Raw genomic sequence first — 23,790 nt, forward strand, 5'->3', positions numbered from 1 at the left:
TCCAGCATTTGAGAAAACCTCAGAATTACACACTCGCTTTTAACTTTTAACTTTTAACTTCCCCATGGCGACACTAGCGATCGCCACAGCAAGAATTAATAATAAAAATGTTACTACTACTAAAGAAGCTCCATAACCAAAGTCTAAATAACGTCTAATAGTGGCATATATATAGATAGAAACTGTTTCTGTTTTTCCAGCAGGTCCACCTCCAGTCATTACTTGTACTAAGTCAAAAGTACCAAATGCTTGAGCAAATCTGAATAATAAAGCAATTACTATTTGTGGGATTAATAATGGGATTGTAATTTGTCGAAAACTTTGAATAGAGTTAGCACCATCAATAGCATGAGCTTCGTATAAATCAGAAGAAATAGATTGTAATCCTGCTAATAAAATAATGGCTATAAATGGGGTTGTTTTCCAAACATCAGCAATAATTAATGCTAACATTGCTCTGAATGGATCGCCTAACCAAGTAATATTAGTTTGAATTAATCCTAAACGGAAAAGTAGGTCATTAACTATGCCAAATTGGTCATTAAAAATCCATGCCCAAGCTAATCCCATAACTGCGGTTGGTAATGACCAAGGAATGAGACTAACAGTACGAACAAAACCTCGTCCTCGGAATGATTTATCTAAGATAAGAGCGATACTCATTCCTAATATTAATTCTAGAAAAATGGAGATGGTTGTAAATATTGTAGTGTTCCATAAACTTTGCCAAAAACGACCATCATTTAACATTCGATTGTAGTTGGTTAAGCCGGAAAAAATAGGCTTTAATTCGGTACCTAAATTTTCTGTGAATAGACTTAACCAAAAAGCTCGGCTAATGGGATAAACAAATACGAATAGTAATATTAGAATAGCTGGTAAAATCAAGAGCCATCCTGTTAATTTTTCTCTTTTTCAATTGTATTTATTTTCATTAGTCTCTAATGTTTTTTAGGAATAAGTTGGGAATAACTGATAGCTTTTTGTTGCTGAATTACAGAGCTAATACTATTTCTGAATAATAATGTTATATTTGATTACCATCTCACAAGTCCCTACCTCGCCACTGCAAAAATATATAGCAAACTTTTTGAGATTTGGTATAAGTTGGTGAATTCTACTTCTAGAAAGATATATAACCTATATTCCGCAGGTCAATTTTTAATAGAAAAAGTAGCACAAACATCAATGATTTTTTTCTACAAATTAGCTTATATAAGTTCAAAATAAGAGCATCTTTAATTCTAAAAATAGCTCTAAAATTATAATTATCTTTGCCATTATGGGTTTAACATCAAATCCGCTTATTGTATAAAAAAATGTTCCATCTGAGTACCATTACCAAATCTCTCTCTATATTCCCCTCCAGGGAGGGGTTAGGGGTGGGTCCCCACACTCCCCACACTACCTGATTCAAATTCCTAACAAAGCACGAGTTTCTGCTGCAGCAGTTTTCATTGCTAATTCTGGAGTACGGGAACCAGTCAGAGCAGAACTAAGATAACGTTGTAAAATATCTGAAGCTTGAGCATATTGAGCAATGGGAGGACGTAATACAGAATTTTCAACTACTGGAAATAAGTTTGGTAAGTAAGGAAATTCTGCTACTAAAATCTTGTCGTTAAAAAGTGATTTTCTGGCAGGAACAAGACCTGTTTCTAAAATAAACTTACGTTGAACTTCTGGTTTGTTGAAGTATTGAATAACTTCCCATGCTTCCTCTCGATGTTTTGTACTTTTAACTATTCCTAACCCCCATCCACCCGAACAAGCTCCACTTTCTTTTCCTGAAGCATGAACCATTGGTTTAATAGCAAAATTTCCAGCTATTTCTGATTTTGATGCTAATGGATATACATAAGGCCAATTGCGCAGAAAAACTGTCTTACCACTTTGGAATAAACGACGAGTTTCTTCTTCTGCATAAGTAGTTACTCCAGGAGGAGAAATTCCTGCGGTAATAGTTGTGCGTAAAAAGTCTACTGCTTCTATCGCTTCTGGTTTATCTAAACCTACTTCATTTGTTTCTGGGTTAACCCAAAAACCTCCATAACCTTTGAGAATTTCCATAAACATTGCGGATAAACCTTCATATTGTTTACCTTGCCAAAGATATCCCCATTCAACTAATCCTTGTTGTTGTAATTCTTGTGATATTTTGATTAGCTCTTCAAAGGTATTAGGAGGTTCAAATCCCCCTTTTTTTAATAAGTCCGTGCGATAATAAAGCATACCTCCATTAGAGATTAATGGCATCCAATAAAGTTTATTTTTGTAAGTTCCTCCTTCTATATCTCCTGACAAATATGTTTCTTGTAATTGTTGTTTATCGATTTTTTCTGAAAGGTCTTGTAACCAATTAGCAGCAGCAAATTTTGGCACCCAAACTGTATCCATATAAGCTAGGTCGTATGGTGAATCTCCTAGTAAAAAAGAGGATGTATAAAGGTCTTCTACTAAATTAGTATCGTTAGGAGCTTTGACAATTTCTAAATTAATATTTGGGTGAGTTTTGTTAAAGTTTGTTTGAATTGGTTCTAATTGAGTAGCTGTGATAGCTGACATTAATACTTGGATAGTTACAGGTTTTTCCTGGGTCAGTGCAGGTGAAATTGAGCTATATAAAATACTTAGGAAAGTTGCTACAATTAAAATGGTTATTTGGAATTGTTTTTTAGTTTAATTATCAGGAATTTTAACCAGGCATGAATTTTTGGTATTAGTTTTTCTAGAGTAAAGTTGAAAAATTTAGTATATTTCATTATTTTCGTAGATTCAAGAATAAACAATGACTTCATCTAATTGAATAACTTTCATCATCCAAGCCCCCTAAATCCCCCAATTTTGGGGGACTTTTAAAAGCAAATTGACTCTTGTTCCCCCCAGAATTGGCTTGCTCGGGGGGCGAAATTCAGTATCAAAAAACTTTTCAGATATCCTCTAAGAAAGAAATCAATAAATCCTCCTATCTAATTCGGATTATTTCAGCTCGTAAAGCTACTTTAACTGAAACTCAAGTTTATCAACAGAGGCAATTATGAAATCAGAATACGATTTTTACCAAGCACAACAAGGCAAGTTCTACCATCCCGATGCTAAGTTTAATTACTCCATTTATCTTGAACCAGATGTCGAACAATTTATCACTAAAATTGCTGAACAGAGAAAAATTGACGTACAAATTTTAGTCAATGAATGGTTGAGAAATCATATTAAAAATATGACTACTGAGTAAAATTATTTTTCCAAAGCATCCCAAAGTTCAGACATCGGTTCGTCAAAATCAGCAGCAATTTTGATTGGCATTCCTCGTAATGGATAATTTTTTGTAGATGGGTTAGAAATAGTATAAGGAACAATACGAGCAACTGGCAAACCTTGGCGGGTAATGACAACTTCAGACTGGTTAGCAGCAATTTCGTTAATAATTACTGTTAGATCGATATTGGTTTTGTCTATGTCCAGATGTTTCATGCTTTCACGGCGATAATGATTTTATATTCTAATTTTAACATTAGAAAAGAGGGAATAGGGATATGAATAATCTGAAATCTGAAGCTCAATTTGCAGTTTGTATTAAAAATAAAGATTATCCTGCTTCTTTGGAATTACATAAAATTTATGTAGCTTTAACTGATGAAGAGGCAACAAAAGATGGTGATTTAAGAATAGTTGATGAAAGTGGAGAAGATTATCTGGCGTTGCTGATGCTGGGTATGATGCAAGCCCCCCTAGCCCCCCAATTTTGGGGGGAATAAAACTCTAAAAGTCCCCCAATTTTGGGAGATTTAGGGGGCGTGGACCAGAACCAAACAATCACGCATTCATACTTCAATTCAGCAACGCCGATTATCTTTATCCTGCAGATTATTTTGTAATAATTGAATTGCCAAAAGTTGTTCAAGATGCTGTTTTAGCTATTGTTTGATTAAGTTATTATTAGAAAGTGAATAATTATGGATGAACAAAATTTGTGACTGAAACTGTATATATCGAAACCAGTATAATTGGCTATCTAACTCTCAGATCGAGTAATAACTTAATCCTGATGGCTAATCGACAAATTACTATGGATTGGTGGGAAAAATGCCGGAGTCAGTTCACACTTTACATCTCTCAGGTAGTTTTAGATGAAGTAGCTGAAGGAGATGCCGAAATAGCTACTAAACGACTGGATATTTTGCAAGATTTTCCCTTACTTGGATTAAATTTAACAGTAGAAAACTTAGCCAAACAATTTTTGACTCTAAGCAACTTACCCCCTAAAGCTGCTAATGATGCGTTACATATTGCCCTGGCTACATTCTATGGTTTAGATTACCTGTTAACATGGAATTGTAAGCATATTGCTAACGCCCAGATTCAGAAAAAATTAGGACAAATTAGTCTAGAATTTGGATATCCTTTACCAACTATTTGTACACCTTTGGAACTAATAGGAGATTAAATAAATATGTGGGATGATGAAGTATTAGCAGAAATTTATAAATACCGAGAAGAATATGCTAAATCCTTTAATTATAATTTACACGCTATGGTTGAAGATTTAGAAAAAAAACAAGCTGCTAGTGGCAGACAAATCATTTCGACACCAATCAAACCTACTCGCCAAGAAAACAAGTCTTTAGTTGAAACTTAAGTGGTTTTAACTGATGAAGAGGCAACAAAAGATGGTGATTTAAGAATAGTAGATGAAAGTGGAGAAGATTATCTTTATCCTGCTGATTATTTTGTAATAATTGAATTGCCAAAAGTTGTTCAATATTCTGTTTTAGCTATTGTTTGATTAAGTTTTATGGATGAACAAAATCAACAAGAATATCTTAATCTAATTGAATAACTTTTATCTAAACGGGACTGACCTATTGTTAAATTAGCAAAATCATTGGAGGAAAAGAGGAAACTGAACTACCTTTAGATTTCATGCAACAAAGCCGTTTAAAATTATTAAATGTTGGATAAATTTTAGCCTTTTTACGAACCTTGTTATTTAAGCGATCGTTTGTACTATTAATTAGCAACTATGGATAAACAGCATCAAGAAGCCCATCTCAATTTAATCAATAAATTGCTCAATTGTACCAGTGATGAAGAAATAAATCCCATCTTGGCTGCTAATCAGAATTTAATAGATTCTGAGTTAATACAAATGATGGAATATGTGGCAGAGGTTTTTAAGGAAAAAGGCGATAGCAATAGGGCTAATTTTTTTATCAATCTTGCCCGTCAGTTATAATTTCACCAGAACCCGGAAAACCTCTATTACTACCCTTTTCTTCTAACAATTTCCATCCATTGACTCAAGCACTATTTTTAAGTTTAGGTTTTGGTGTTGTAGGAGCAGCATTCACTGTTATTATTCAGATTCTGAAAAGGAGAATTGGCCGAATGGAGAAGTATTAACTGTACTTTGTAGTATCTCAATGATCGGCAGGACTTAAGCACTGACAATAGATATAGGGTTTTGGTGTGTTACGCTAGCGCTTTTTCCTACGGAATGCTCTGCAAACATGTCGGCTCTTAGCCGTTTAGCGGAGCTTTGCGCTAGCAAAACACACCCTAAAAATAGCTAAATATTAAGTTGTTTATTTATGGCTTTAACTTCTTTTATATAACACCATTTATCAAAAATAAATAGCCTACCAATTAACTTATGAAAAATGATTAAATATAGGTAAAAAACATCAAAGTAATACCAATTTCAAAAATATTGTTACAATGAAATAAGTACAAAATTATTAAGCGATCGCGCTAAAAGTTGTTGTACTCATTAAACCTTCTCCAAAACCATGATTGCTAACCAAAACACAAATTATATTCCTCCTGAAGAATATCTAACAGAGGAAGAACTCAGTCCCATTAAGCACGAATATATTGATGGACAAGTATACGCAATGGCAGGTGCTAGTGATGCCCATGTCACTATTGCTGGAAACTTATTTGCACTGTTAAGAAATTATCTGCGAGGCAGTGGTTGTCGTGTCTATATGTCGGATATGAAAGCTCATATAGAAACTACCAATACATTCTACTATCCCGACGTTATGGTAACTTGCGACACCAGAGATAAAGCTTTGCCAAATCATAAAAAATATCCTTGTTTAATAGTGGAAGTTTTATCGGAAAGCACTGAAGCATTCGATCGCGGTGACAAATTTGCCAACTATCAGCAATTACCAACTTTGCAAGAATACGTTTTAATTAACCAAAAACGCCAACGTGTAGAATGCTTTCGTCGTAATGCTGAAGGTCTTTGGGTATTGCACACTTACACTCAAAGCAGTGAAATTCACCAGGCAAGTATTGACTTTCGGACTAGCATTGATAATTTGTATGAAGATGTCACTTGAAGGTAGGATTCATTAGCTGAAGCTAATACAGAATATGTAGGGTGTGTTTAAGCGAAGCGTAACGCACCAAAAGAATTTATTGTGATTTCTGACAACGGGAGCAGGATGCTCCCACTGAGCAATTTATTGAGAACTCAATTAAGATGAAATTAAAAGATTTAGAATCCCAACTTTTGGCATTAACTCCGGCAGAAAAATTTCAAGCTATCCAACTTTTAACTCAAAGTTTAGCTAATAATTGGTCTGGTATTGAAAAAACACCCGGTATTTGTGGTGGTGATGCTTGTATTGCTGGTACTCGCATTCCTGTATGGGTATTAGTTAATGCTCGTCGTTTGGGTGTGAGTGAGTCGGAATTGCGGAAAGATTATCCAAATCTCCGGGTTACTGATATTGCTAATGCTTGGGTTTATGCCGAAGCTAATGCAGAAGAAATCGAATGCGCTATCAAAGAAAATGAGGAAGCTAGAGCTAGACAATGATTTTGGCAAGGATGTAAGGATTTATTGTTACCCCGATCTGTGTATCTATCTGAAAAATTCTTGTTTGCTCTGAACACAAAAACTGGGGGTAGTGGATTCACACATCTAAAATCGTGCGTTACGATGGATTGTTAAATGCCTTTCATAGTCTAAATTTTAGCTATCTAGGTGATCATTGTAATAGTCGTGCATTGTCATTATGTTTGTTATGAAGCATGGCAGTGGGAGCATCTTGCTCCCGTGCCTGATATTCCTTATGTTTGTTATGAGGTATGGCAGTGGAAGCATCTTGCTCCCGTGCCTGATATTCCTTTTTCTGATATACCATTACTACTATATAGAAATATAACTATTTGTAACACTCTTTTTTCAAATTGGTACGATCTCAAAAGCGCTGATAATAAAACTTGTTATGATAAAAATCACCAAAGACATATCAAAAAGTATTAAACAAAAATGGCAGCAAACCAAACCAAGGTCTAAATTTATTCTCAGCTTTGTACTATTGTGCTTAACTGTGCGATCGCTCCCTCTGTTTGCCCCCATTCGCCCTCAAGACATAGCTCAAAACCAACAAACCCTAGAATTTATCGACCGCAACGGTTTACCGCTCGGAACCATCCTCACCCGCGACCAAGAAAATACAGTAGTCGTTCCCCTAGAACAAATCTCACCCCTATTTATCAACGCCATCATCGCTGCGGAAGATAAAAGATATTATCAACACGACGCTCTAGACATCAAAGCAATAGGGCGATCGCTCCTCGAAGCTATCCAAGCAAAACAAATAGTCAGTGGAGCTTCCACTATCACCATGCAACTTGCCCGAATGTTGGAACCCACACCGCGCACCTTCGGCAATAAAATTCGTGAAATTTGGCTATCTTGGCGCATTACAGCAGGGATGAACAAAAATCAAATCCTGCAAGCATATATCAACCGTTTACCGATGGGAGGAAACATCTATGGCGTAGAAGCAGCATCCCGCGCTTATTTTGGCATCTCAGCTACGGACCTCAACCTTGCCCAAGCTACTATTCTCGCTGCCTTACCAAACGACCCCACTGACCTCAACCCTTACTATAATTGGAGTCTCCTCAAACAACGCCAAATTTACATTCTTAACCGCATGGTTGAAGACAATTATATTACCAGTGCTGAAGCTGAAAAAGCGCTTGCGGAAAAAATAACTCTACAGCCAAAAAATCAAGGTATTATTGCTGCGCCACACTTTCTATTTTGGCTATCTCAAAATCAATCTACTGCCATAAATCAAAACTTATCTACAACAACAACTCCTACAGTTATTCGTACTACTATTGACCGACCTTTACAAAAATTTGTCACTACCCAAGTCCAACAAGTAATTCAAAATCTTACCCCTTATAATGTGCATCATGCTGCTGCTATTGTAATTAATAATCAGACTGGAGAAGTATTAGCTTATGTCGGTTCTCCAGATTATTTTAATACGCAAAAAATGGGTCGTAATGATGGAGTACAAGCACTACGTCAACCAGGTTCAACTTTAAAGCCTTTTTTGTATCAATTAGCATTAGAAAATCAAGTAATTAATCCCAATACTATTTTGCCAGACGTACCAACATATTATGCAATTCCTGGAGCCAAACTTTATAGCCCTACTAACTATAATCAAGATAGATTTTTAGGACCTGTTATTGTGAGAGTTGCTTTAGCAAATTCTCTGAATATTCCGGCAGTAAGAGTATTAGAAAAAGTAGGAGTAGAGCAATTTTTAAACCGTCTACATAAATTAGGTTTTACACATTTACAAGCCTCACCAGAACATTATGGTTTAGGCTTAAGTTTAGGCAGTGGAGAAGTCAGTTTATGGGAGTTGGCAAAAGCTTATTTAATTATGGCAAGACAAGGAGAAATTATTCCTGTCGTTACAACTATTCCTAGTAAAACTTCCCCACTTTTTCAACAGAAAAAAAGTCAAGATATCTCCCTACTACCTCAAGCAGAATCAAAATGGATGTTAATCGCAAATATGTTAAGCGATACTCATGCAAGAGCAGCAGAATTTGGAGTTAATTCAGCTTTAAATTTGCCGTTTCCCGCAGCAGTAAAAACTGGTACTTCCTCAGATTTTCGTGATACTTGGGCAGTAGGTTTTACTAATAATTACACTGTGGCGGTTTGGGTGGGTAATTTTAGTGGAGAATCTATGGTGCAAATATCGGGAGTGATGGGTGCTGCGCCTTTATGGAATAGGATTATGTTACATTTGCACGAGAAGATGGAACCGACTGCTTTTCCACCGCCAAAAAATATGGTTCAACGCCCAGTTTGTACAATTTCTGGGTTGCGTCCGAAATCAGATTGTCCGTCGGTAATAACAGAGTATTTTTATCCAGAAAAATTGGGAGAATATGAGCATTTATCTGATAATTATTCGGTGGGAAATTTGCCTGATGAGTATAATGAATGGTTGGCAAAACAGAATAAATCTAGTTTAGTTTCTGGAGAGTTAAAAATTTTGTTTCCTCAAGAAGATGATTATTTTTTAATGGATGATGTTGGAGGAGAGAAAAAATTAGAATTTAAGTTGGTAAATTCACGGGAAAATTCTGTGGAATGGTGGTTGAATGGAGAGAAATTAGCTGTTAATTCTGATAATTCTTTATTTTGGAAATTATCTCCAGGTAAATGGACTTTAGAAGTACGTTCAGCAGATATTATAGACCGAGTGAATTTTGAAGTAAAATTGCCGAATAAGTCTCCTTATAATGGGTTTTCTATTCGTGTGAGGAGTCAGGAGTCGTAGGGGCGAATGGCCATTCGCCCCTACAGGGTTTTGGTTATGACGATGTGGTTCATCAATTTGAAAAGCGCTGTAAGCCTTCCTCCTTTTTCCTTCTTCCCTCTTCCTTCTTCCTTCTTCCTTCTGCTATATAACATCAGCAACTCTCAGAAAAAATCACCATAAACTTAACTGAGTAGGCGCCTGATTAAGTAAATTCCAAGGCAGAGATGGAATAGGAATTTTGGCTGTTTCTAATAACTGTTGAAAATGACGTGCTGTACCAGGCGATCGCTCTTCTTCAGGACAATGAATAAAAAAGTAAATTGTTATATCTTGACGCAACCATTGCTCAATTTGACTTACCCATTCTGTGAAGAAAATTTGATTTACTGATAACTGAGGATGAGAAATAAACCTCACAATAGTAAATGGAGCAGTCACCGTTAACTGTAAAGGTAAATTGGGTTTACGGTTTTGAGACCGCAACTGGGGGTTATCCTTACCAGTGTAGACAGGACGCGAGTCTAGCAAAACTTTCCCTACACCCAGTTGTTTAAGAAGACTATTTAACTGTTGAGCTTGAGAGTCTTCAAACCAGTCAGGATGCCTAACTTCCAAAGCTAAAGGCATCCCGTCTCGTGGCCAAGCTTGCAAAAATTCTGTGAGGTCATCAAAAGAAGAGGGGTCATAACTCGGCGGTAACTGAGCAAAAAATACACCAAGGCGATCGCCCAAAGGTTGCATCTGTTTGAGAAAGTCTAAAGCATCTGGAATAAAAGGTTTTAATAATCCATTATGAGTTATATTGCGCGGTAGTTTTAGGCAAAATTGAAATCCAGGAGGCGTTTGCATGGCCCACTTCGTCACCGTCTCTGGTTTAGGAATAGCATAAAATGTAGTATTACCTTCAACAGTAGTGAAACGGCGACTGTAGAGAGAGAGAAATTCAGAAGGAGGACTTTTGGCAGGATAAAACTCTCCCACCCAAGGTTTATATGCCCAAATGGCACAGCCAAGAAAGAATTTTTTTTGAGTCATTGAAGAAGGTTTTAGGTAAGCTATCAGCTATCAGCTATCAGCCATCAACTATTACTTTTAGTTTGAGATAAAAGCTTTACTAATTTAGAGGATATCTGAAAAGTTTTTTGATATTGAATTTTGCCCCCTAGCCCCCAACTTTGGGGGAACAAGAGTCAATTTGCCTCTAAAAGTCCCCCAAAATTGGGGGATTTAGGGGGCGAGTGATGTAGCAAATAGGAAGAATTAGACACTGCTGATAAAGTAGGTTTATAGGGAAAAGGAGAGCTAATTATCAATTATCAATTATCAATTATCAATTATCAATTATTAATTATTAATTATATCCCCGAGCTGCCATATCACATTCATAAATATAGTCAATCCTTTCAATTTTGGTAGTATAATTTCCATCAGGATATAAAGTAAGTAATCGTAATCCAGGTGGTTGTTTATCTAGAAAAAATTTAGGATTTCTTGGTTCAAATTGAATACAAGTAGAAGGAGTTGATAAATAATGAATACCATTTATTTCTTTGGCAAATTCTTGATGAATATGACCAGACAAAACAATTTTTACTTGTGGATAACGATTAATTATATTTAATAAATTTTCTGGGTTATGCAGAAGAATTTTATCCATCCATTCAGAATTAATTTTTACAGGAGGATGGTGCAAAGCAATTATAACTGGCTTATTTCCAGTCATTTTAATGTTATATTCTAACCACTCTAAATTTTCTGGAGAAATTTCGCCATGAACACGTCCAGGCACATTAGTATTTAGTAAAAAAAAATTCCATCCACCCATTTCAAAAGATTTTTTCGCGGAAATAGGAGCAGAATTTAACACCCGTTCCATTGCTGGTAAATTATCGTGGTTTCCTGCTATCCAGTAAGTAGGAATGTTCAGAGGACTCAGTAAAGATGCTAAACGTTGATATGATTCAGAAGTTTCATCTTGGGAAAGGTCTCCAGTAAGTAGCAGTACATCTGGTTGGGGTTGCAACTGTTTTAGTTTCTCCAAGACTTTCACAAAGGAGCTTTCCGTGGGAAGTCCATACATTGTTCCCTGAATAGGGTCTGCAAATAGATGAGTATCGGTGATTTGAGCAACAAGCACAGGAGGTTGAGAAATCATGGTTACTGAGGCAATTTTGTGACAAGTGATATGGCAGTAAGTGAAGAAGCAAAAGGAAAAATCTTACTTTGTCTTTGTCTAAGTTTTGCAGCACTTTTTAGGAAGCGTGAGGTATGGTTTTAAGGCTAATCTTTTTTTCCCTACTCCCTAAAGTCCTAAAATTTTTTACCTCATCAACTCCAAAACTGCTGTAAGCTTTTTATATGTCCTAACCTTTCCTTCAACTACTATAAGAGTGTTAAACCTTTAAAATAACTTAAGATATTAGTCCACAGTGCAATTCAAAACATCAGTTTAAGTGATCTACATCACATTTATGCTAGAACTTGCCATATATTTGTGGATGGTGTATGATAATAAAAGTATGTTAATGGCGGCATGGCCAAGCGGTAAGGCAAGGGTCTGCAAAATCCTTATTCCCCAGTTCGAATCTGGGTGCCGCCTTTTTATAGAGTTCTTAATTTCTTGCCTCTGGCCTCAGCCGGAGGTATCGATAACTTATAACTGATATAGGACTACAAGAATTGGTTAGGACATTTTTCAATCCTAAAATCCTTTTACAGTTCCCTATTCCCTGTTACCTATTCCCTATTCCCTAGCGCGTAGCGCTATAACTGATAACTGAAATGACTACGCCTTCCTCTGTTACCGTTACTGTTCCCGCAACTACCGCAAATATCGGCCCTGGTTTTGACTGCATCGGTGCTGCTCTTTCCTTATATAACCGCTTAAAATTTTCTATTGCGGATAGCGCAACAGAACTAAAAATTTCTGTTACTGGCAAAGAAGCTGCACGAGTCACCACAGATAAAACCAATCTCGCCTATCAAGCATTCGTCAAATTATATGAACATCTCAACCAAATACCCCCATCTGTAGACATAGAAATTGACTTAGGCGTACCCTTAGCTAGAGGTTTAGGAAGTTCAGCTACTGCAATAGTCGGAGGTTTACTTGGAGCAAATCAACTGGCGGGACATCCTTTGAGTCAAACAGAAGTAATGAATTTAGCGATCGCCATTGAAGGACATCCAGATAATGTTGTACCTGCCTTACTCGGTGGCTGTTGTTTAACTGCTTCCACTCCTACTGGTTGGGAAATATGTGATATTCCTTGGCATTCTGATATTGTCCCAGTAGTAGCAATTCCAGATTTTGAACTTTCAACAGCAGAAGCGCGACGAGTTTTACCAACAGAGTACAGTCGCGCCGATGCCATATTCAATGCTGCTCATTTAGGCATTTTGTTAAGAGGTTTAGAAACTGGTAATAGAGATTGGTTAAAAGCTGGAATGCAAGATAAAATTCACCAACCCTACCGTAAGTCTCTAATCAAAGGATATGACAAAGTCAGATTAGCTGCTTTAGATGCTGGTGCCAATGAAGTGGTAATTAGTGGCGCGGGCCCGACTTTATTAGCACTGACAAATTTATCCACAAGTTCAACAGTAGTAACAGCAATGACTGAAGCTTGGAAAAATCAGGGAGTAGTTACAGAAGTACGAGGTTTGGCAATTGATACTAAAGGAGCAGTTTGTACTTAGTAGTCGTGTAAAAATAACTTGAACAGTTTTTTTGATGGAAGCTATATTTCACAATTTATCCCAGATAAAATTTGTACAACTTATTCTTACATGGCTCCTTAGCTGGTAATTTGATATATAATCCGGCTATATAATGTATGTATATGACTAGGAATGAGATGGAATCTGGATAACTAGTTGATGAAAAACTTTATACCTTCTCACTTTATTCTTTTCCTCCTGCCTTCTGCCTTTTGCCTTCTGCCTTACCTTCATAATAACAGTTCCTTATAAACCGGATTTATATTACGCCTAGTTGAGTGGCATCAGGCATTATTGCCTCTATCTGAAGTAAGAATGATCGCTCAACTACTACTCCTCCGACCAAATTTCAGCCAGTTTCTCCAACAACTCTCCGGCTAAATCTCCCAATTTTCCTAACTCCTCGTTACTAAGTTCATTAACATTTCCTTCACTTCTACTAGCAGCAGCTAAAGATTGCTCTTGATAATAACTAGCAAACTCGGTAGTTCCATCAGCTATTTGCTGATAGTCAGGAACGTTACGTAAAATCCTCTCAAATTTAAGGATTAACTCTTGGCGAGATTGGATTTTGAGACGCGCTTCGACTTCTGCTAACACTGAGTCTAAATCAACCTGACCAGCTTTCTCCACCCGCTCTAATACAGTGAACAAGTTCTCAAAAGGCTCCAATTTTTCCTCTAACTCTATATCCTCCAAATCATCATAGGGAGCGAAAACTGACATAAAGCCTAATAATTCTGCTTCTCGTAAGTCGTTATCGAACTTGACGAAAACATAACCGAGCCGATCTTCCTTCACTTCTGGGGGCAAAGTCACCTCTTCTTGCTCTGGCAATACGGGGCGACATTCCACAGAAGTATCTAGATGGGGAATAAATAGATCGGCGATGTCGAAACAAGCGCGTTCGATGGGGTTCCAAGTGCCACTTAATTCCACATCAGTTTCTATTTGCACGATATTCAGAAAATTACGCACCGCACATACAGCCAAAGTATTTAAGTAAACCTTGGCTTTTTTAGCTTGACTGCGTTGTTCGGCGGCGAACTCTTTAGCGTGTTGGTGGTCATTTTTAGTGATAGGTATTTTTAAAGTTTCTGTTTCCATGATTATTTGTCCTCAATAGATTCTTTTAATGTTTGTTTTAATTCTGGGGGTAGTTCCTTAAAAATTTTCTTGCAAGCACGATGCCAAAAACTGCGTAAACTACTTTGATTAACTCCGAACTCAGATGCAATTTGCTTTAGAGTTTTACGAGGATTAGCAAAAATATAACCTTCGTAAACCGCTTTAAAAGTACATTCAGGACAGCTATGCAAATGATTTTCAGGATCGTCCACTATTTGGAATAACATCGCAATATTTTGTTTTTGTTCTTCCTGAATAGCTTCCTCCATCGGTTCTGGTTCCTCACTAAATTGTAAAGCTTCCAGTGTTATGCTATTAACGCTATCGTCCTTATCAACAGGATAATCAAGGGATAGCGTCGGCTCCCCTTTCTGTTCCTTGCGCATCCATTCCGTATCCGCGTATTCCATACCTAATTTTTTGTTAATCCACGTCACCAGGCTACTTCGTAGAGACTTAGATCTCTCCTGTGGCTCAAAATTAGAACCAATTTGCTCATAAACCTTTATCCAAATTTCGGTATCGGCACCTGGATATTGAACTCGTTTCAACCCCTTTAAATGTTGAAGCTTTCTGAAAAGACAAGTAAAAGTCTCCCGACGTCTGTTATTTGGTTGTCGGCAAAAGTTGGCGATCGCCTCATATAATTGGTCATCCTCAGCGCTCCCATCACAAACAGCTCTGATTTTAGCTAGATAGTCGTCTGGTAAGTTGGAATTTTTTTTCATAGCTTGCTCTCCTGATTGGATTTTACTGGAAAGCTAGTCAAGTATTTTCCTTTGGTTATTTGATGCCTCAGAAACCTGTTTTTTTGGAAAAATCTGGTTTCTTGAACTACGACTTTGGTCATATTGACTGTTTATCCCTCCCTACTTGTTAGCTGGACTCCAGGAGTCCCTATTTGCCTCTCACAGCTTTTTAAGTGTCTAATGTTTTATATCATGTCCGTTTATATCGTTAGTGTAAACCCAAGGGTGAATATCTACAGGAAATAATGGTTTTTTTCTTGCGAGGGTAGCCTTCGGACCTCTTCCCTCTTCCCTCTTCCCTCTTCCCTGTTCCCTCTTCCTTCTTCCTTACCTTTGTTATACAAGACCGATGCTACCGGACATGATATTATTGGTAATTAAAAATTATAAAATATGTTTTGGGACATTGTTATGTAGGGGCGAATGGCCATTCGCCCTTACAGGTTAATTCAATGTGTCACCTATTTCTAATCCCTCAAACCCGCACAAATAAAACTACTCCAATAAACCGGATGGGCAAAAGGATACTTTAGCTTATACGCATTTTGTAACCTACTTTCCAAGTTGATCTTGTCTTTGGTAACACCATTGTAATCGTTTATGGCTTTTTCGAGTTTTTTCTGCCAGCTTTTGTATTCTGGAGAACCTTCCACATAACTAGACTTTTGTGTTTCTAATGCTCTTACCAGTTTGCTAGCAGCTCGCAATTTTGGTTCTAGCATCTCTTCCAAGGATTTCTTGTATTCTTGTTTAAGTTGCTTTTTGGTCATATTTCTGATAGTTTGTTGAGCTTTTTGGACTGCTACCACTCGGTCTATACCTTCTGCCCGCAATTCGTGATAGATAATTGAAAAAACGCACGCTGCTAAATCGTCAACTTCCCAAAGGGTACTGATGACGCCCTGGGCACCGGCTGACAAAAAACCAGTATTTAAGGTGAGAATATCATCGGTGGGTTTGGCAACGCCGACGTTGGTTTCGCAGCACGAGAGGAATACTTCATCTAATTCTGGAAAACGATAAGCGGGGGTGAGCAGTTCTCCGAGGGTGATTTTTTGCTCGTCTGCGAGGATGAGGGCAGATTCTAGGTTATCGTCTATTCGGGAAACGGCATGGTGGCTGGATAAAACCCGCTTCACTTGTTGTAGGAGTTCTCTGTATTTGACGGGAGTTGCTTCCTTGCCTTTGAGTCGTTTGTCGGGCTTGACTTGGTAGAGTTGGGCTACTTTTTCGGCTTCCAAACTGCTAAAAGGTAAGTCTAATTTGGTGTTTTCTACAATGCCGTAGGTGGGGGCGGTTGAGAGCCGATCGCGATTTTGGCCAAAACTGAGGACTTGGCAACTGGCTAGGGTGCGAATTGGGTATTTGTCACCCAGATGCTGGTTATTGCCGATGGGGAGAGCGCTGAGAGGGATTAGGTGTAGGTGTTGGTGGGGGATAAGGATTAATTCGTCCGTGTCTTCGAGGTAGGTGTGGATGAGTTGTTGGATGTTTAAGCGGTTTGCTAGTTCTGCTAGAAAGTCGGGAATTTGCTGCTGCCATTTTTCGTAGTCGGACTTATTTTCGGATAGGTAGAGGTTAAACCATTTTTCCTGAATCCAGGTTTGGAGGTTGTCGTTGCCTTCTCCTGGACAGGAGTGGAGGTGGATGCTGTTTCGGCGGAGGATGAATATGTAGGTATCGGTTTTGGTGCTGTAGAAACTGAGGATGGCGCTGCGTTCGCTGTCAATAAGTTGTTGCAGTTGGTTAAATTCTAAGTGGTTAACTTGAATACCCTGGGCAATAACCGGGTCTTCTTTTCTGATTTGTTCCCAGATTTCTCTTTTTTTGGGTTTCTAATTTGGCGACGTTTTCGTTACGGGCTTGGGTAATGGCTCGCCAATTTCTGGAGGTGTTGAGAATATCACCGCTATCATCCATACTTATATCTGGTTGTAGTTTTGGTTCTTCCAAGGGGTCAATATTGCGGATGTTGTCTATTTGCCGTTGGAGCCGTTCGTGTTCTTGGAGTAAGACTTTGACGGTTTCGGGGATGTTGCCGTCTTGGGAAGAGGTCTTTACTGGCGATGAAATCTACCAGTTGCTTGCAGCGGGAACGTTCGGCGTATTCTAGGGCACGATCGTATTGTTGGAGGTTGACGTAGCATTGAACTGTATTAGCGTAGATTTCCATCGCGTTGGTCATTACTTGTTGGCGACGGTTATCGCTGGGGGAACCGATTCTGAGAAATTCTATTGACTCAATTGCTTGTTGGTAGGCATTTATTGCGTCTTGCCAGTTGCCCCGGATAAATTCTATAGCGCCTATTTTTGGGGCAACAATAGCAATATCTGGGATAGTGATAACGGTAAATTTAGTATTAGAAGAATTTAGAGCATCAGATTTGGCATCAGACGTAATCTCTAAAGCTAAACACTTTTGGTAGCAGTCTAGTGCCCGTTGACCTTGACCCAAGGAACAATAAACATCTCCCAAACCATTCATAGAGGAAACTGCCCCTTCAGGATAGCTAATTTCTTCGTAGATAGCTAAAGACATTTGATAAAAGTCTAGGGCTTGTTGATATTGCCCCTGGGAGTAGTAAAGACGGCCTAATGCTTTGAGACAAGATGCTTCGTGTTTTCTGTGCCTTTCTACTTTAGAGTCTTTATTAACTTTTCGAGAAACACTTAAAGACTGTTGATAAAAATTGATCGCCTGTCTACTTTGTCCTAGTATACTGTACAGGCTTCCCAAAGACGACAAATTTGAATAATCTAATTTGCTTGCAGATTTAGTCAAACTTTTTTGTTCTTGCTCAACAATATCTAAAGACTGTTGACAAAAGTCTGTTCCCTTTTTGTCTTGCCCTAAAGAAAAATAAGTACGACCTAAAAAGGATAGATAAATTTGTTCTCCTATACGAGATTTCCTTTCTCGTGCAATAGTTAAGGCTCTTTGATAAAACTCTACCGCCGTTTCGTATTTGCCTAGATAAAAACGATAAATGTCACCCAGGTGACTCAAAGAGGTTTGTTCATGGAAACGGTCTTTCATTTTTTGACTAACATCTAAGGACAGTTGATAAAAATGTATCGCTTTTTCGTATTGCCCTAAAAGGTTGTAAATTTGGCCCAAATTCAACAAACGCAAGAATTCCAACGGTTTCATTCTAGGGTATTTAATTTCCCGACTAATATCTAAAGATTGCTGATAATAGTCTATTGCTTGCTCATATTGCCCCAGGGACTTGTAAAGTTCTCCCAAGCTTCCCAGACAGCTAATTTCTTCTTGACGCTCTTTAGTTTCTCGGCAGATAGCTAAAGATTGTTGATAAAATTCGATCGCTTTTTCCTTCGCTTTTCGCTTTGGTGTGAAAATTGTATAAACACTACCTAATGTTTTCAAAACTATTGCCTCCCATTTGCGATCTCTAGTTTCTCGGTAGATAGATAAAGATTCTTGATAAAAGTCGATCGCTTTTTCGTTTTGTAAAAGGCGATAAGTTCCACCTAATAAACATAAGTAAAAAGCTTCCTTTCGACGATCTTTTGTTTCCCTAGCTATAGCTAAACACTTCTCTAGACAAATAACTTCTCCTTGACTATCTTTGATTTGTCTATAAATTATATAAACAGATTGCAAGGCGTTAAGAGCAAGGGGGAATTGGTTACCCCTATACCACCGAAGTGCAAGATGGGATAATGAATCTGCTTTGCCCTTTAGGCAATCAGTTTCTCCCTCACTGTTTTTGATGTCTCGGAAAATAGCTAAAGACTTTTCATAGAAATGTATTGCTTGTTCGTATTCTTCCAAAGAGTAGTATATAAGACCCAAACGTTGCAAAGAATTAGCTTCACCCTCACTGTATTTAATCTCTCGGCAAATACCTAAAGATTGGTAATAGGAGTCCATGGCCTGTTTGTATTGTTCTAAGGAAAAAAAAGCATTACCTAAACAAAATAGGGAATAAGTTTCCATTGGACGATTTTTAATTTCTTGATGAACAATGTGAGAATGTTTGAGAAAGTTAACAGCCCTTTCGTGCTTCCCTAGACCATTGTAAGCTAAACCCAAATTATTCAGGGATATTGCTTCCCATTGACGAATTTTGAGTTTTTGATAAATAGCTAGAGACTGTTGATAGAAGTTGATTGCTTGCTGATATTCTCCCAAATCTTCATAAATGCAACCCAAACCATTAAAAGCAGCAGCTTTCCCTTTAGTATACTCGATAGCCTCTGCAATACCTAAAGCCTCTTGACGATAAGCCTTTGCTTCATCATATTTTCCCAAACAATTATCCACCGCTCCCAAACCATTAAGAGCATTAACCTCTCCCTGATTATATTCAATTTCTCTAGCGATAGTCAAAGACTGATGGTACAGAGGGGTTGCCATTTCATTTTCGTCCAAACACATATAACTACGACCTAAATTATTGAGGGCATCAACCTCCCCTTGACGGTCTTGAAGCTCTCGATATATCTTTAAACTCAGTTTATCAAATTGTATCGCCTGAGAATACTGACTAATTTCATCTTCGCGTTCCCCCATTTTCTTCAAAACATTCGCAGTTTCCTTCCTGAAAACAGCCTCTCTATCAGAACTTCCCAACACCTCCGCCACTTGCAGCGCCAGACTTAACAGGGAATTTGCATGATCCCATTTTTTCTTATCCCTCAAACTTTCCGCCTCCTGGGCTATTACCTGCAATAACTCTGGGGTAGCCAGCTCTTGGTGGCGGTTTAAAACCTCCTTAAATTCTGCTCCACTGGTAGAACTCCTCCAACAATTGATCAATTCTACAATCAACCTTACATAAGCTTTTTGCCGTTTAGATGCTTTTTGAGCCTTTGACTCCCCTAATTCTTTAGTCATAATATTTAATGAATTTATAGTTGAATAAAATAGTAAATTTTTAGCATTTTAACGCAGAATATGATATTAACTATCCTTTGTTGGGAAGGAGCGTTGATAGAGACTAGCAACAGTTATATTGCCCCTCCAACAACCTTCCCCACACAAACTCAATCAAGTCCGAGTTGTCGTCGCATCTCCTCAATAGGAATCCCCCCTTCTGCTTCTTGTCGGGCACGCGATCGCTCAATAATACCAATAAACTTCTCATTAAAACTGAGACTGAGGGTTTCCAATCTGAGACTGATGATGAGGTTCAGCTTGACTATCAATAGCACCAATTAAATCTCCTGTCAACTCCGACAAAAGTGGTTCTGAAGTTGGCGTGGTTGTTTCCATCTCTCGTTCTTGAAGCAATTGCAATGCCGTACTAACGACTTCCTCAGCAGAAGAATACCGACCTCGCTTCACCGCCGAATTAATAAAGCGTTCTAATTCTGGTGTTAAAGATAAGTTAATCATCAAAATTTCTCCTTTATTTGGGATTTACTACAATAACTCTTTAAATTACTATTTATCTATCGAAACTTTTTAGCTCGCTGTTGCAGAAAGTTTAATGATTTTAACTTATCATAATCTAATTATTTTTCAATTTAGCTTATGTCTCTACATTTGCAACAAATCTAATTTTCTGAACGATAGAAAAATAACACCGGAGGAAAATAACGGTGAAAGTCAAATCCAACTTAAACCAATCATAAAATCCATGAAGCTACCACAACAACCAAAGATTCCCGACTCCAAAGATACGATCTTCTGGCTGAAATTCCAAAGCCAAATAGTTAATCAGAAAAAGTCCCGTGAAAACATTACCCCAGAAGGATACGAAAAGGTAACCCTTTTATTGTGGTTATGGCTAATAAATTTGATGTGTGTAAACCCAAAGGAATTGTATGGTACTAGCTACGTCTCCAAAGAATTAGCTAAAGCAACTTTAGTCACAACCTCCGTAACCACCATTGCTAACTGGTGGAACGCATTTACAACTTTACCCTTCTTACTTTTTATGTTTGAAAGCATGGGAATAGTTGCCTTTCCTGCTGCGGTGTTAGCTAATGTAGGCTTAATTAAACTCGGCAACGCTCTAGCCACGGGGGCAGCATCTCATCAACCCATCAGTTTAGGTTTTGCTCGAATTGGCACTAGCGGTTTCATCACCCTTAACTTAGTGCTAACTTTCGTATCAGGAGTTGGTTCGGAGCTACTATTAAATCAACCTGGTTTGAGTCGCAAACTCGGAGAAGACTTAGTTGCAGAATCAATTTTTCAACCTTTGGAGAACGAAATTTTAGTCATTAAGGAAGATGCAACCAAAATTCGCCAAGAGTGTACAACTTTGCAACGGAAACTAGAGCGACTCTCGCCGAACGATCCTAACAGGGATGAACTGCACCTGGCTGCCTATGGTTTATACGCAGATAGGATAAATCAAGGTGGCTACAAGTCTTATGAAAACGATCCCATAGAACAATGGCCTGCCTGCCCAAAAGCTAACGATCTAGCAGCAGCAAGCGATCGCCAGCTCAAAGTAGCTCAAGACAAATACCAGCAAAAATTGACTGAAGTGAAAAATTATGGTAGCTATTTAGCCTATCTCAAAAAAAATAAACCTGAAATTTATGAAAGTCGCTTCAACGAAGCAGGAAATATTAGTTCCGGAACGCAAGCAACACGAGTAGCAGCAATTTCATTCGCCCACAAGCTTTTGAGCAGACAGTGGGTAGATATTGGACAGAGTTTGTTCGTGATGAGTATATCTGCTATTACGTCAACTATAGCTATTTTTATGGCTATTTCTTACTCTAAACGAGAAGATGTGCAAATGTCTAAAAGTGAGGCAGTAATTAAAGCCAGAGAAGTCTTTATTAAAGAAACTATTTTTGACTTGAATAAAAATAAAATTAGTCCTGAAGACCACGACTTATTTAAAGTATTTGTTGAGGATCTAAAACAGACCGGACGTTGTGAATATCCACCATTTGTCGAGTATGTGAAATACGCAAGAGAAATGGAAAAAACTCGATATTTACAAGAAGATTTGGAAACAATTGAAAAAGCTTTAGAACAGGTAAAAAATGGTTATCATCAGTTCAAAAATAGTAGCAGTGATTTAGAAATTGTGGCAGGCAGAAATTTAATCCATCAAGGTTGTGATTCTATTAAAGCTTTCGCCTCCCGTTACTTTCACAAAGATTACCGGGTTAAGCAACTAATTAAAACTGTTGAATATGTTCAAGCTTACCTACAATATGCGCCTCTAAATTTACCATTAGCCACCCGACCAATTGGCTATCTTGAGGAGGTATTAACTGCCAGCATCAGTTTAGCAGAACGACTGGATCAAACTATCCACAAAAACTATAATTCTATCATCGTAAATCTCTAATTATGATCTATAAATTACCAATAAATATCGAATATAAATCCAATAAAGAGGTAACAAAAATGGTTCCAATACAACGACAAAAGCAAAATTTTCTTGAGAATTTAGTCACAAGTTTCTATAATCTATTTGGCATAGAAACTCTCTACAACGAACAGTTTCATTTAGAGATAAAACAAGGTCGAAAAGATTTTCGGAGAACTCGATTAATTAACCCGAATTTAGTAGGATTAAATTTAGATGGGATTAATCTAAGTGAAGTTAATTTAAACAGAGTAAATCTTAGCGAAGCCTCATTAAAAAAAGCACAATTACATAAGACCAAAATGGTAGGAGTTAACTTAGACTCAACTAATTTAAAAGGAGCTAATCTCAGCCGAGCTAACTTAAGAGATGCCCAAGCATCCTGGGCTGATTTAAGAAATACAAACCTGAGCAATACTGTACTTTCTAATGCTAATTTAACTGGTGCAGATTTAGATCAATCTCAATCAATTTTGGAGGCAGAAACTTGGTTTACGAAATTTGACCATACCCGACTACCTGATGGTGTAATTTTAGTACGATATTTTCTTTTCTTTCCGTTCCCTGTGAAAAAACGTCTGTAAATTTATCCTCGCTCCTCCCCAGCTTGAAGTTTAGACTAAATGGTGTAAAACTTAGAGAAGATACTGTTGGCGAGTGCAAAATGAAACTATCATCTCTACCTTTTTTCTTGAATTTAGGCTGACCAGATATTTTAGCAAAACAACGTTTCCAAGCTTCTGATAAGTACCTTAAAGCATATTGGGGGGCACACTTAGAAACTTCATAATACCAATAGTTATTAGGTTTAACCATTGCTACCAATAGTTTATGCAAATCAATAGCAGTAGGAAATTTAAGTTTACTCTCAGGATTATGGGAATTGTGCCATACGGATATTTATAGTTAGCCATAATCTCCAATTCCAGGCGTGCCTTGCAACACCAGCGTGTTTAACTAGGGTTTGCTGAAAAAGTCTTTTAGTAGGGGTAGGAGACAGGAGAAATGGGAATTATATCATGTCCGGTAGCATTGTTTGTGTATAAAATTAAGGTGACAATAGCAGAAAACCTTCTGCCTCCTGCCTTCCTTCCACCAAAGTCTAATTGTTTAACCGGACATGATATTATAGACGAGGTAGGAGGAAAAATTGTCCCTTGATTTTTCTGCCCTTGTTTGCCCAAAATGCGCTCCTTTCGACCAAGAAAAAATCAACTTCGGTATTTCAATCCCAATGCTTCAGCTAAAGGTACTGATAACTGATAACTGAAATGACTCTCT

At 37.7% G+C, this 23,790-nt stretch carries 27 protein-coding genes and 1 tRNA gene; 13 read left to right on the top strand and 15 right to left on the bottom strand.

Annotated elements, in window-relative coordinates; genetic code table 11:
* Nucleotides 1–39: 39 nt before the first annotated feature.
* Entirely contained in the window at nucleotides 40–888 is an 849-nt protein-coding gene (locus SAGCYANO_RS39405) for a carbohydrate ABC transporter permease (protein ID WP_202225000.1), read from the bottom strand.
* A gap of 525 nt (nucleotides 889–1,413) precedes the next feature.
* The gene (locus tag SAGCYANO_RS39410; RefSeq protein ID WP_202225001.1) at nucleotides 1,414–2,565 is read right to left on the bottom strand and encodes an ABC transporter substrate-binding protein; all 1,152 of its coding nucleotides are present in this window, start codon (nucleotides 2,563–2,565) and stop codon (nucleotides 1,414–1,416) included.
* A 472-nt stretch (nucleotides 2,566–3,037) separates the two neighbouring features.
* On the opposite strand from SAGCYANO_RS39410, the gene SAGCYANO_RS39415 reads away from it, so the two are divergent.
* On the top strand, nucleotides 3,038–3,235 hold the full coding sequence (locus tag SAGCYANO_RS39415) for a hypothetical protein (RefSeq protein ID WP_202225002.1): 198 nt from the start codon (nucleotides 3,038–3,040) through the stop codon (nucleotides 3,233–3,235).
* Nucleotides 3,236–3,237: 2 nt separating this feature from the next.
* On the opposite strand, the gene SAGCYANO_RS39420 is transcribed toward SAGCYANO_RS39415, so the two are convergent.
* On the bottom strand, nucleotides 3,238–3,474 hold the full coding sequence (locus tag SAGCYANO_RS39420; RefSeq protein WP_202225003.1) for a type II toxin-antitoxin system Phd/YefM family antitoxin: 237 nt from the start codon (nucleotides 3,472–3,474) through the stop codon (nucleotides 3,238–3,240).
* A 62-nt stretch (nucleotides 3,475–3,536) separates the two neighbouring features.
* On the opposite strand from SAGCYANO_RS39420, the gene SAGCYANO_RS39425 reads away from it, so the two are divergent.
* From SAGCYANO_RS39425 to SAGCYANO_RS39455, 7 genes are all read left to right on the top strand, one after another.
* The gene (locus tag SAGCYANO_RS39425; RefSeq protein ID WP_202225004.1) at nucleotides 3,537–3,758 is read left to right on the top strand and encodes a hypothetical protein; all 222 of its coding nucleotides are present in this window, start codon (nucleotides 3,537–3,539) and stop codon (nucleotides 3,756–3,758) included.
* A 215-nt stretch (nucleotides 3,759–3,973) separates the two neighbouring features.
* Complete coding sequence (locus SAGCYANO_RS39430; RefSeq protein ID WP_202225005.1) at nucleotides 3,974–4,447, top strand: type II toxin-antitoxin system VapC family toxin; 474 nt, start codon at nucleotides 3,974–3,976, stop codon at nucleotides 4,445–4,447.
* Nucleotides 4,448–4,453: 6 nt separating this feature from the next.
* The gene (locus SAGCYANO_RS39435; RefSeq protein ID WP_202225006.1) at nucleotides 4,454–4,639 is read left to right on the top strand and encodes a hypothetical protein; all 186 of its coding nucleotides are present in this window, start codon (nucleotides 4,454–4,456) and stop codon (nucleotides 4,637–4,639) included.
* A complete protein-coding gene (locus SAGCYANO_RS39440; RefSeq protein ID WP_202225007.1) occupies nucleotides 4,640–4,786 on the top strand; it encodes a hypothetical protein in 147 nt (48 codons plus the stop codon). It abuts the gene before it with no gap.
* A 237-nt stretch (nucleotides 4,787–5,023) separates the two neighbouring features.
* Entirely contained in the window at nucleotides 5,024–5,236 is a 213-nt protein-coding gene (locus SAGCYANO_RS39445) for a hypothetical protein (protein ID WP_202225008.1), read from the top strand.
* Between the two features lie 553 nt (nucleotides 5,237–5,789).
* Nucleotides 5,790–6,350 (top strand): Uma2 family endonuclease, encoded by a 561-nt coding sequence (locus SAGCYANO_RS39450; RefSeq protein WP_202225009.1) that lies wholly within the window; start codon nucleotides 5,790–5,792, stop codon nucleotides 6,348–6,350.
* Between the two features lie 143 nt (nucleotides 6,351–6,493).
* Nucleotides 6,494–6,832 carry a DUF433 domain-containing protein gene (locus SAGCYANO_RS39455; RefSeq protein ID WP_202225010.1) on the top strand — a complete coding sequence of 113 codons (339 nt, stop codon included), beginning with the start codon at nucleotides 6,494–6,496 and terminating at the stop codon, nucleotides 6,830–6,832.
* A gap of 172 nt (nucleotides 6,833–7,004) precedes the next feature.
* Here the strand turns inward: SAGCYANO_RS39455 and SAGCYANO_RS39460 are convergent, their stop codons facing one another.
* Complete coding sequence (locus SAGCYANO_RS39460) at nucleotides 7,005–7,160, bottom strand: hypothetical protein (protein WP_202225011.1); 156 nt, start codon at nucleotides 7,158–7,160, stop codon at nucleotides 7,005–7,007.
* Between the two features lie 84 nt (nucleotides 7,161–7,244).
* Here SAGCYANO_RS39460 and pbpC point away from each other — a divergent pair, with 84 nt between their 5' ends.
* Nucleotides 7,245–9,623, top strand: a complete 2,379-nt coding sequence (gene pbpC, locus SAGCYANO_RS39465; RefSeq protein ID WP_202225012.1) for a penicillin-binding protein 1C — start codon at nucleotides 7,245–7,247, stop codon at nucleotides 9,621–9,623.
* 153 nt (nucleotides 9,624–9,776) lie between these two features.
* Here the strand turns inward: pbpC and SAGCYANO_RS39470 are convergent, their stop codons facing one another.
* Both SAGCYANO_RS39470 and cpdA read right to left on the bottom strand, forming a co-directional pair.
* Nucleotides 9,777–10,640 carry a DUF72 domain-containing protein gene (locus SAGCYANO_RS39470; RefSeq protein ID WP_202225013.1) on the bottom strand — a complete coding sequence of 288 codons (864 nt, stop codon included), beginning with the start codon at nucleotides 10,638–10,640 and terminating at the stop codon, nucleotides 9,777–9,779.
* Between the two features lie 316 nt (nucleotides 10,641–10,956).
* Nucleotides 10,957–11,760: a 3',5'-cyclic-AMP phosphodiesterase gene (gene cpdA / locus SAGCYANO_RS39475; RefSeq protein ID WP_202225014.1), complete on the bottom strand. Its 804-nt coding sequence runs from the start codon at nucleotides 11,758–11,760 to the stop codon at nucleotides 10,957–10,959.
* A 372-nt stretch (nucleotides 11,761–12,132) separates the two neighbouring features.
* Here cpdA and SAGCYANO_RS39480 point away from each other — a divergent pair.
* Both SAGCYANO_RS39480 and thrB read left to right on the top strand, forming a co-directional pair.
* A tRNA-Cys gene (locus SAGCYANO_RS39480) sits at nucleotides 12,133–12,204 on the top strand.
* Nucleotides 12,205–12,386: 182 nt separating this feature from the next.
* Entirely contained in the window at nucleotides 12,387–13,304 is a 918-nt protein-coding gene (thrB, locus tag SAGCYANO_RS39485; RefSeq protein WP_202225015.1) for a homoserine kinase, read from the top strand.
* 351 nt (nucleotides 13,305–13,655) lie between these two features.
* Here thrB and SAGCYANO_RS39490 read toward each other — a convergent pair whose 3' ends face one another.
* From SAGCYANO_RS39490 to SAGCYANO_RS39515, 8 genes are all read right to left on the bottom strand, one after another.
* Nucleotides 13,656–14,432 (bottom strand): DUF1822 family protein, encoded by a 777-nt coding sequence (locus SAGCYANO_RS39490; RefSeq protein ID WP_202225016.1) that lies wholly within the window; start codon nucleotides 14,430–14,432, stop codon nucleotides 13,656–13,658.
* 2 nt (nucleotides 14,433–14,434) lie between these two features.
* Entirely contained in the window at nucleotides 14,435–15,181 is a 747-nt protein-coding gene (locus SAGCYANO_RS39495; RefSeq protein ID WP_202225017.1) for a sigma-70 family RNA polymerase sigma factor, read from the bottom strand.
* A gap of 488 nt (nucleotides 15,182–15,669) precedes the next feature.
* Nucleotides 15,670–16,647, bottom strand: a complete 978-nt coding sequence (locus SAGCYANO_RS39500; RefSeq protein WP_307786302.1) for a CHAT domain-containing protein — start codon at nucleotides 16,645–16,647, stop codon at nucleotides 15,670–15,672.
* Nucleotides 16,586–16,744 (bottom strand): hypothetical protein, encoded by a 159-nt coding sequence (locus tag SAGCYANO_RS46770; protein WP_237397133.1) that lies wholly within the window; start codon nucleotides 16,742–16,744, stop codon nucleotides 16,586–16,588. The genes SAGCYANO_RS39500 and SAGCYANO_RS46770 overlap by 62 nt, the downstream gene beginning before the upstream one ends.
* Nucleotides 16,745–16,963: 219 nt before the next feature.
* Entirely contained in the window at nucleotides 16,964–17,155 is a 192-nt protein-coding gene (locus SAGCYANO_RS39505; RefSeq protein WP_202225018.1) for a hypothetical protein, read from the bottom strand.
* A gap of 4 nt (nucleotides 17,156–17,159) precedes the next feature.
* Nucleotides 17,160–20,063, bottom strand: a complete 2,904-nt coding sequence (locus SAGCYANO_RS39510; protein ID WP_202225019.1) for a tetratricopeptide repeat protein — start codon at nucleotides 20,061–20,063, stop codon at nucleotides 17,160–17,162.
* A gap of 149 nt (nucleotides 20,064–20,212) precedes the next feature.
* Nucleotides 20,213–20,338, bottom strand: a complete 126-nt coding sequence (locus SAGCYANO_RS48640; protein ID WP_255502883.1) for a hypothetical protein — start codon at nucleotides 20,336–20,338, stop codon at nucleotides 20,213–20,215.
* Nucleotides 20,313–20,564, bottom strand: a complete 252-nt coding sequence (locus SAGCYANO_RS39515) for a type II toxin-antitoxin system ParD family antitoxin (protein WP_375340083.1) — start codon at nucleotides 20,562–20,564, stop codon at nucleotides 20,313–20,315. Before SAGCYANO_RS39515 ends, SAGCYANO_RS48640 begins: the two co-directional genes overlap by 26 nt.
* Before the next feature lie 94 nt (nucleotides 20,565–20,658).
* Between SAGCYANO_RS39515 and SAGCYANO_RS39520 the strand changes: the two genes are divergently transcribed.
* Nucleotides 20,659–22,488, top strand: a complete 1,830-nt coding sequence (locus SAGCYANO_RS39520; protein WP_202225020.1) for a hypothetical protein — start codon at nucleotides 20,659–20,661, stop codon at nucleotides 22,486–22,488.
* Nucleotides 22,489–22,547: 59 nt separating this feature from the next.
* Complete coding sequence (locus SAGCYANO_RS39525; protein WP_202225021.1) at nucleotides 22,548–23,093, top strand: pentapeptide repeat-containing protein; 546 nt, start codon at nucleotides 22,548–22,550, stop codon at nucleotides 23,091–23,093.
* A gap of 396 nt (nucleotides 23,094–23,489) precedes the next feature.
* Here the strand turns inward: SAGCYANO_RS39525 and SAGCYANO_RS39530 are convergent, their stop codons facing one another.
* Nucleotides 23,490–23,693, bottom strand: coding sequence for a hypothetical protein (locus tag SAGCYANO_RS39530; RefSeq protein ID WP_202225022.1), 204 nt, complete (start codon nucleotides 23,691–23,693; stop codon nucleotides 23,490–23,492).
* Nucleotides 23,694–23,790: the final 97 nt, after the last annotated feature.

It is taken from the genome of Okeania sp. KiyG1 (assembly GCF_014132355.1).
GTDB lineage: Bacteria > Cyanobacteriota > Cyanobacteriia > Cyanobacteriales > Microcoleaceae > Okeania.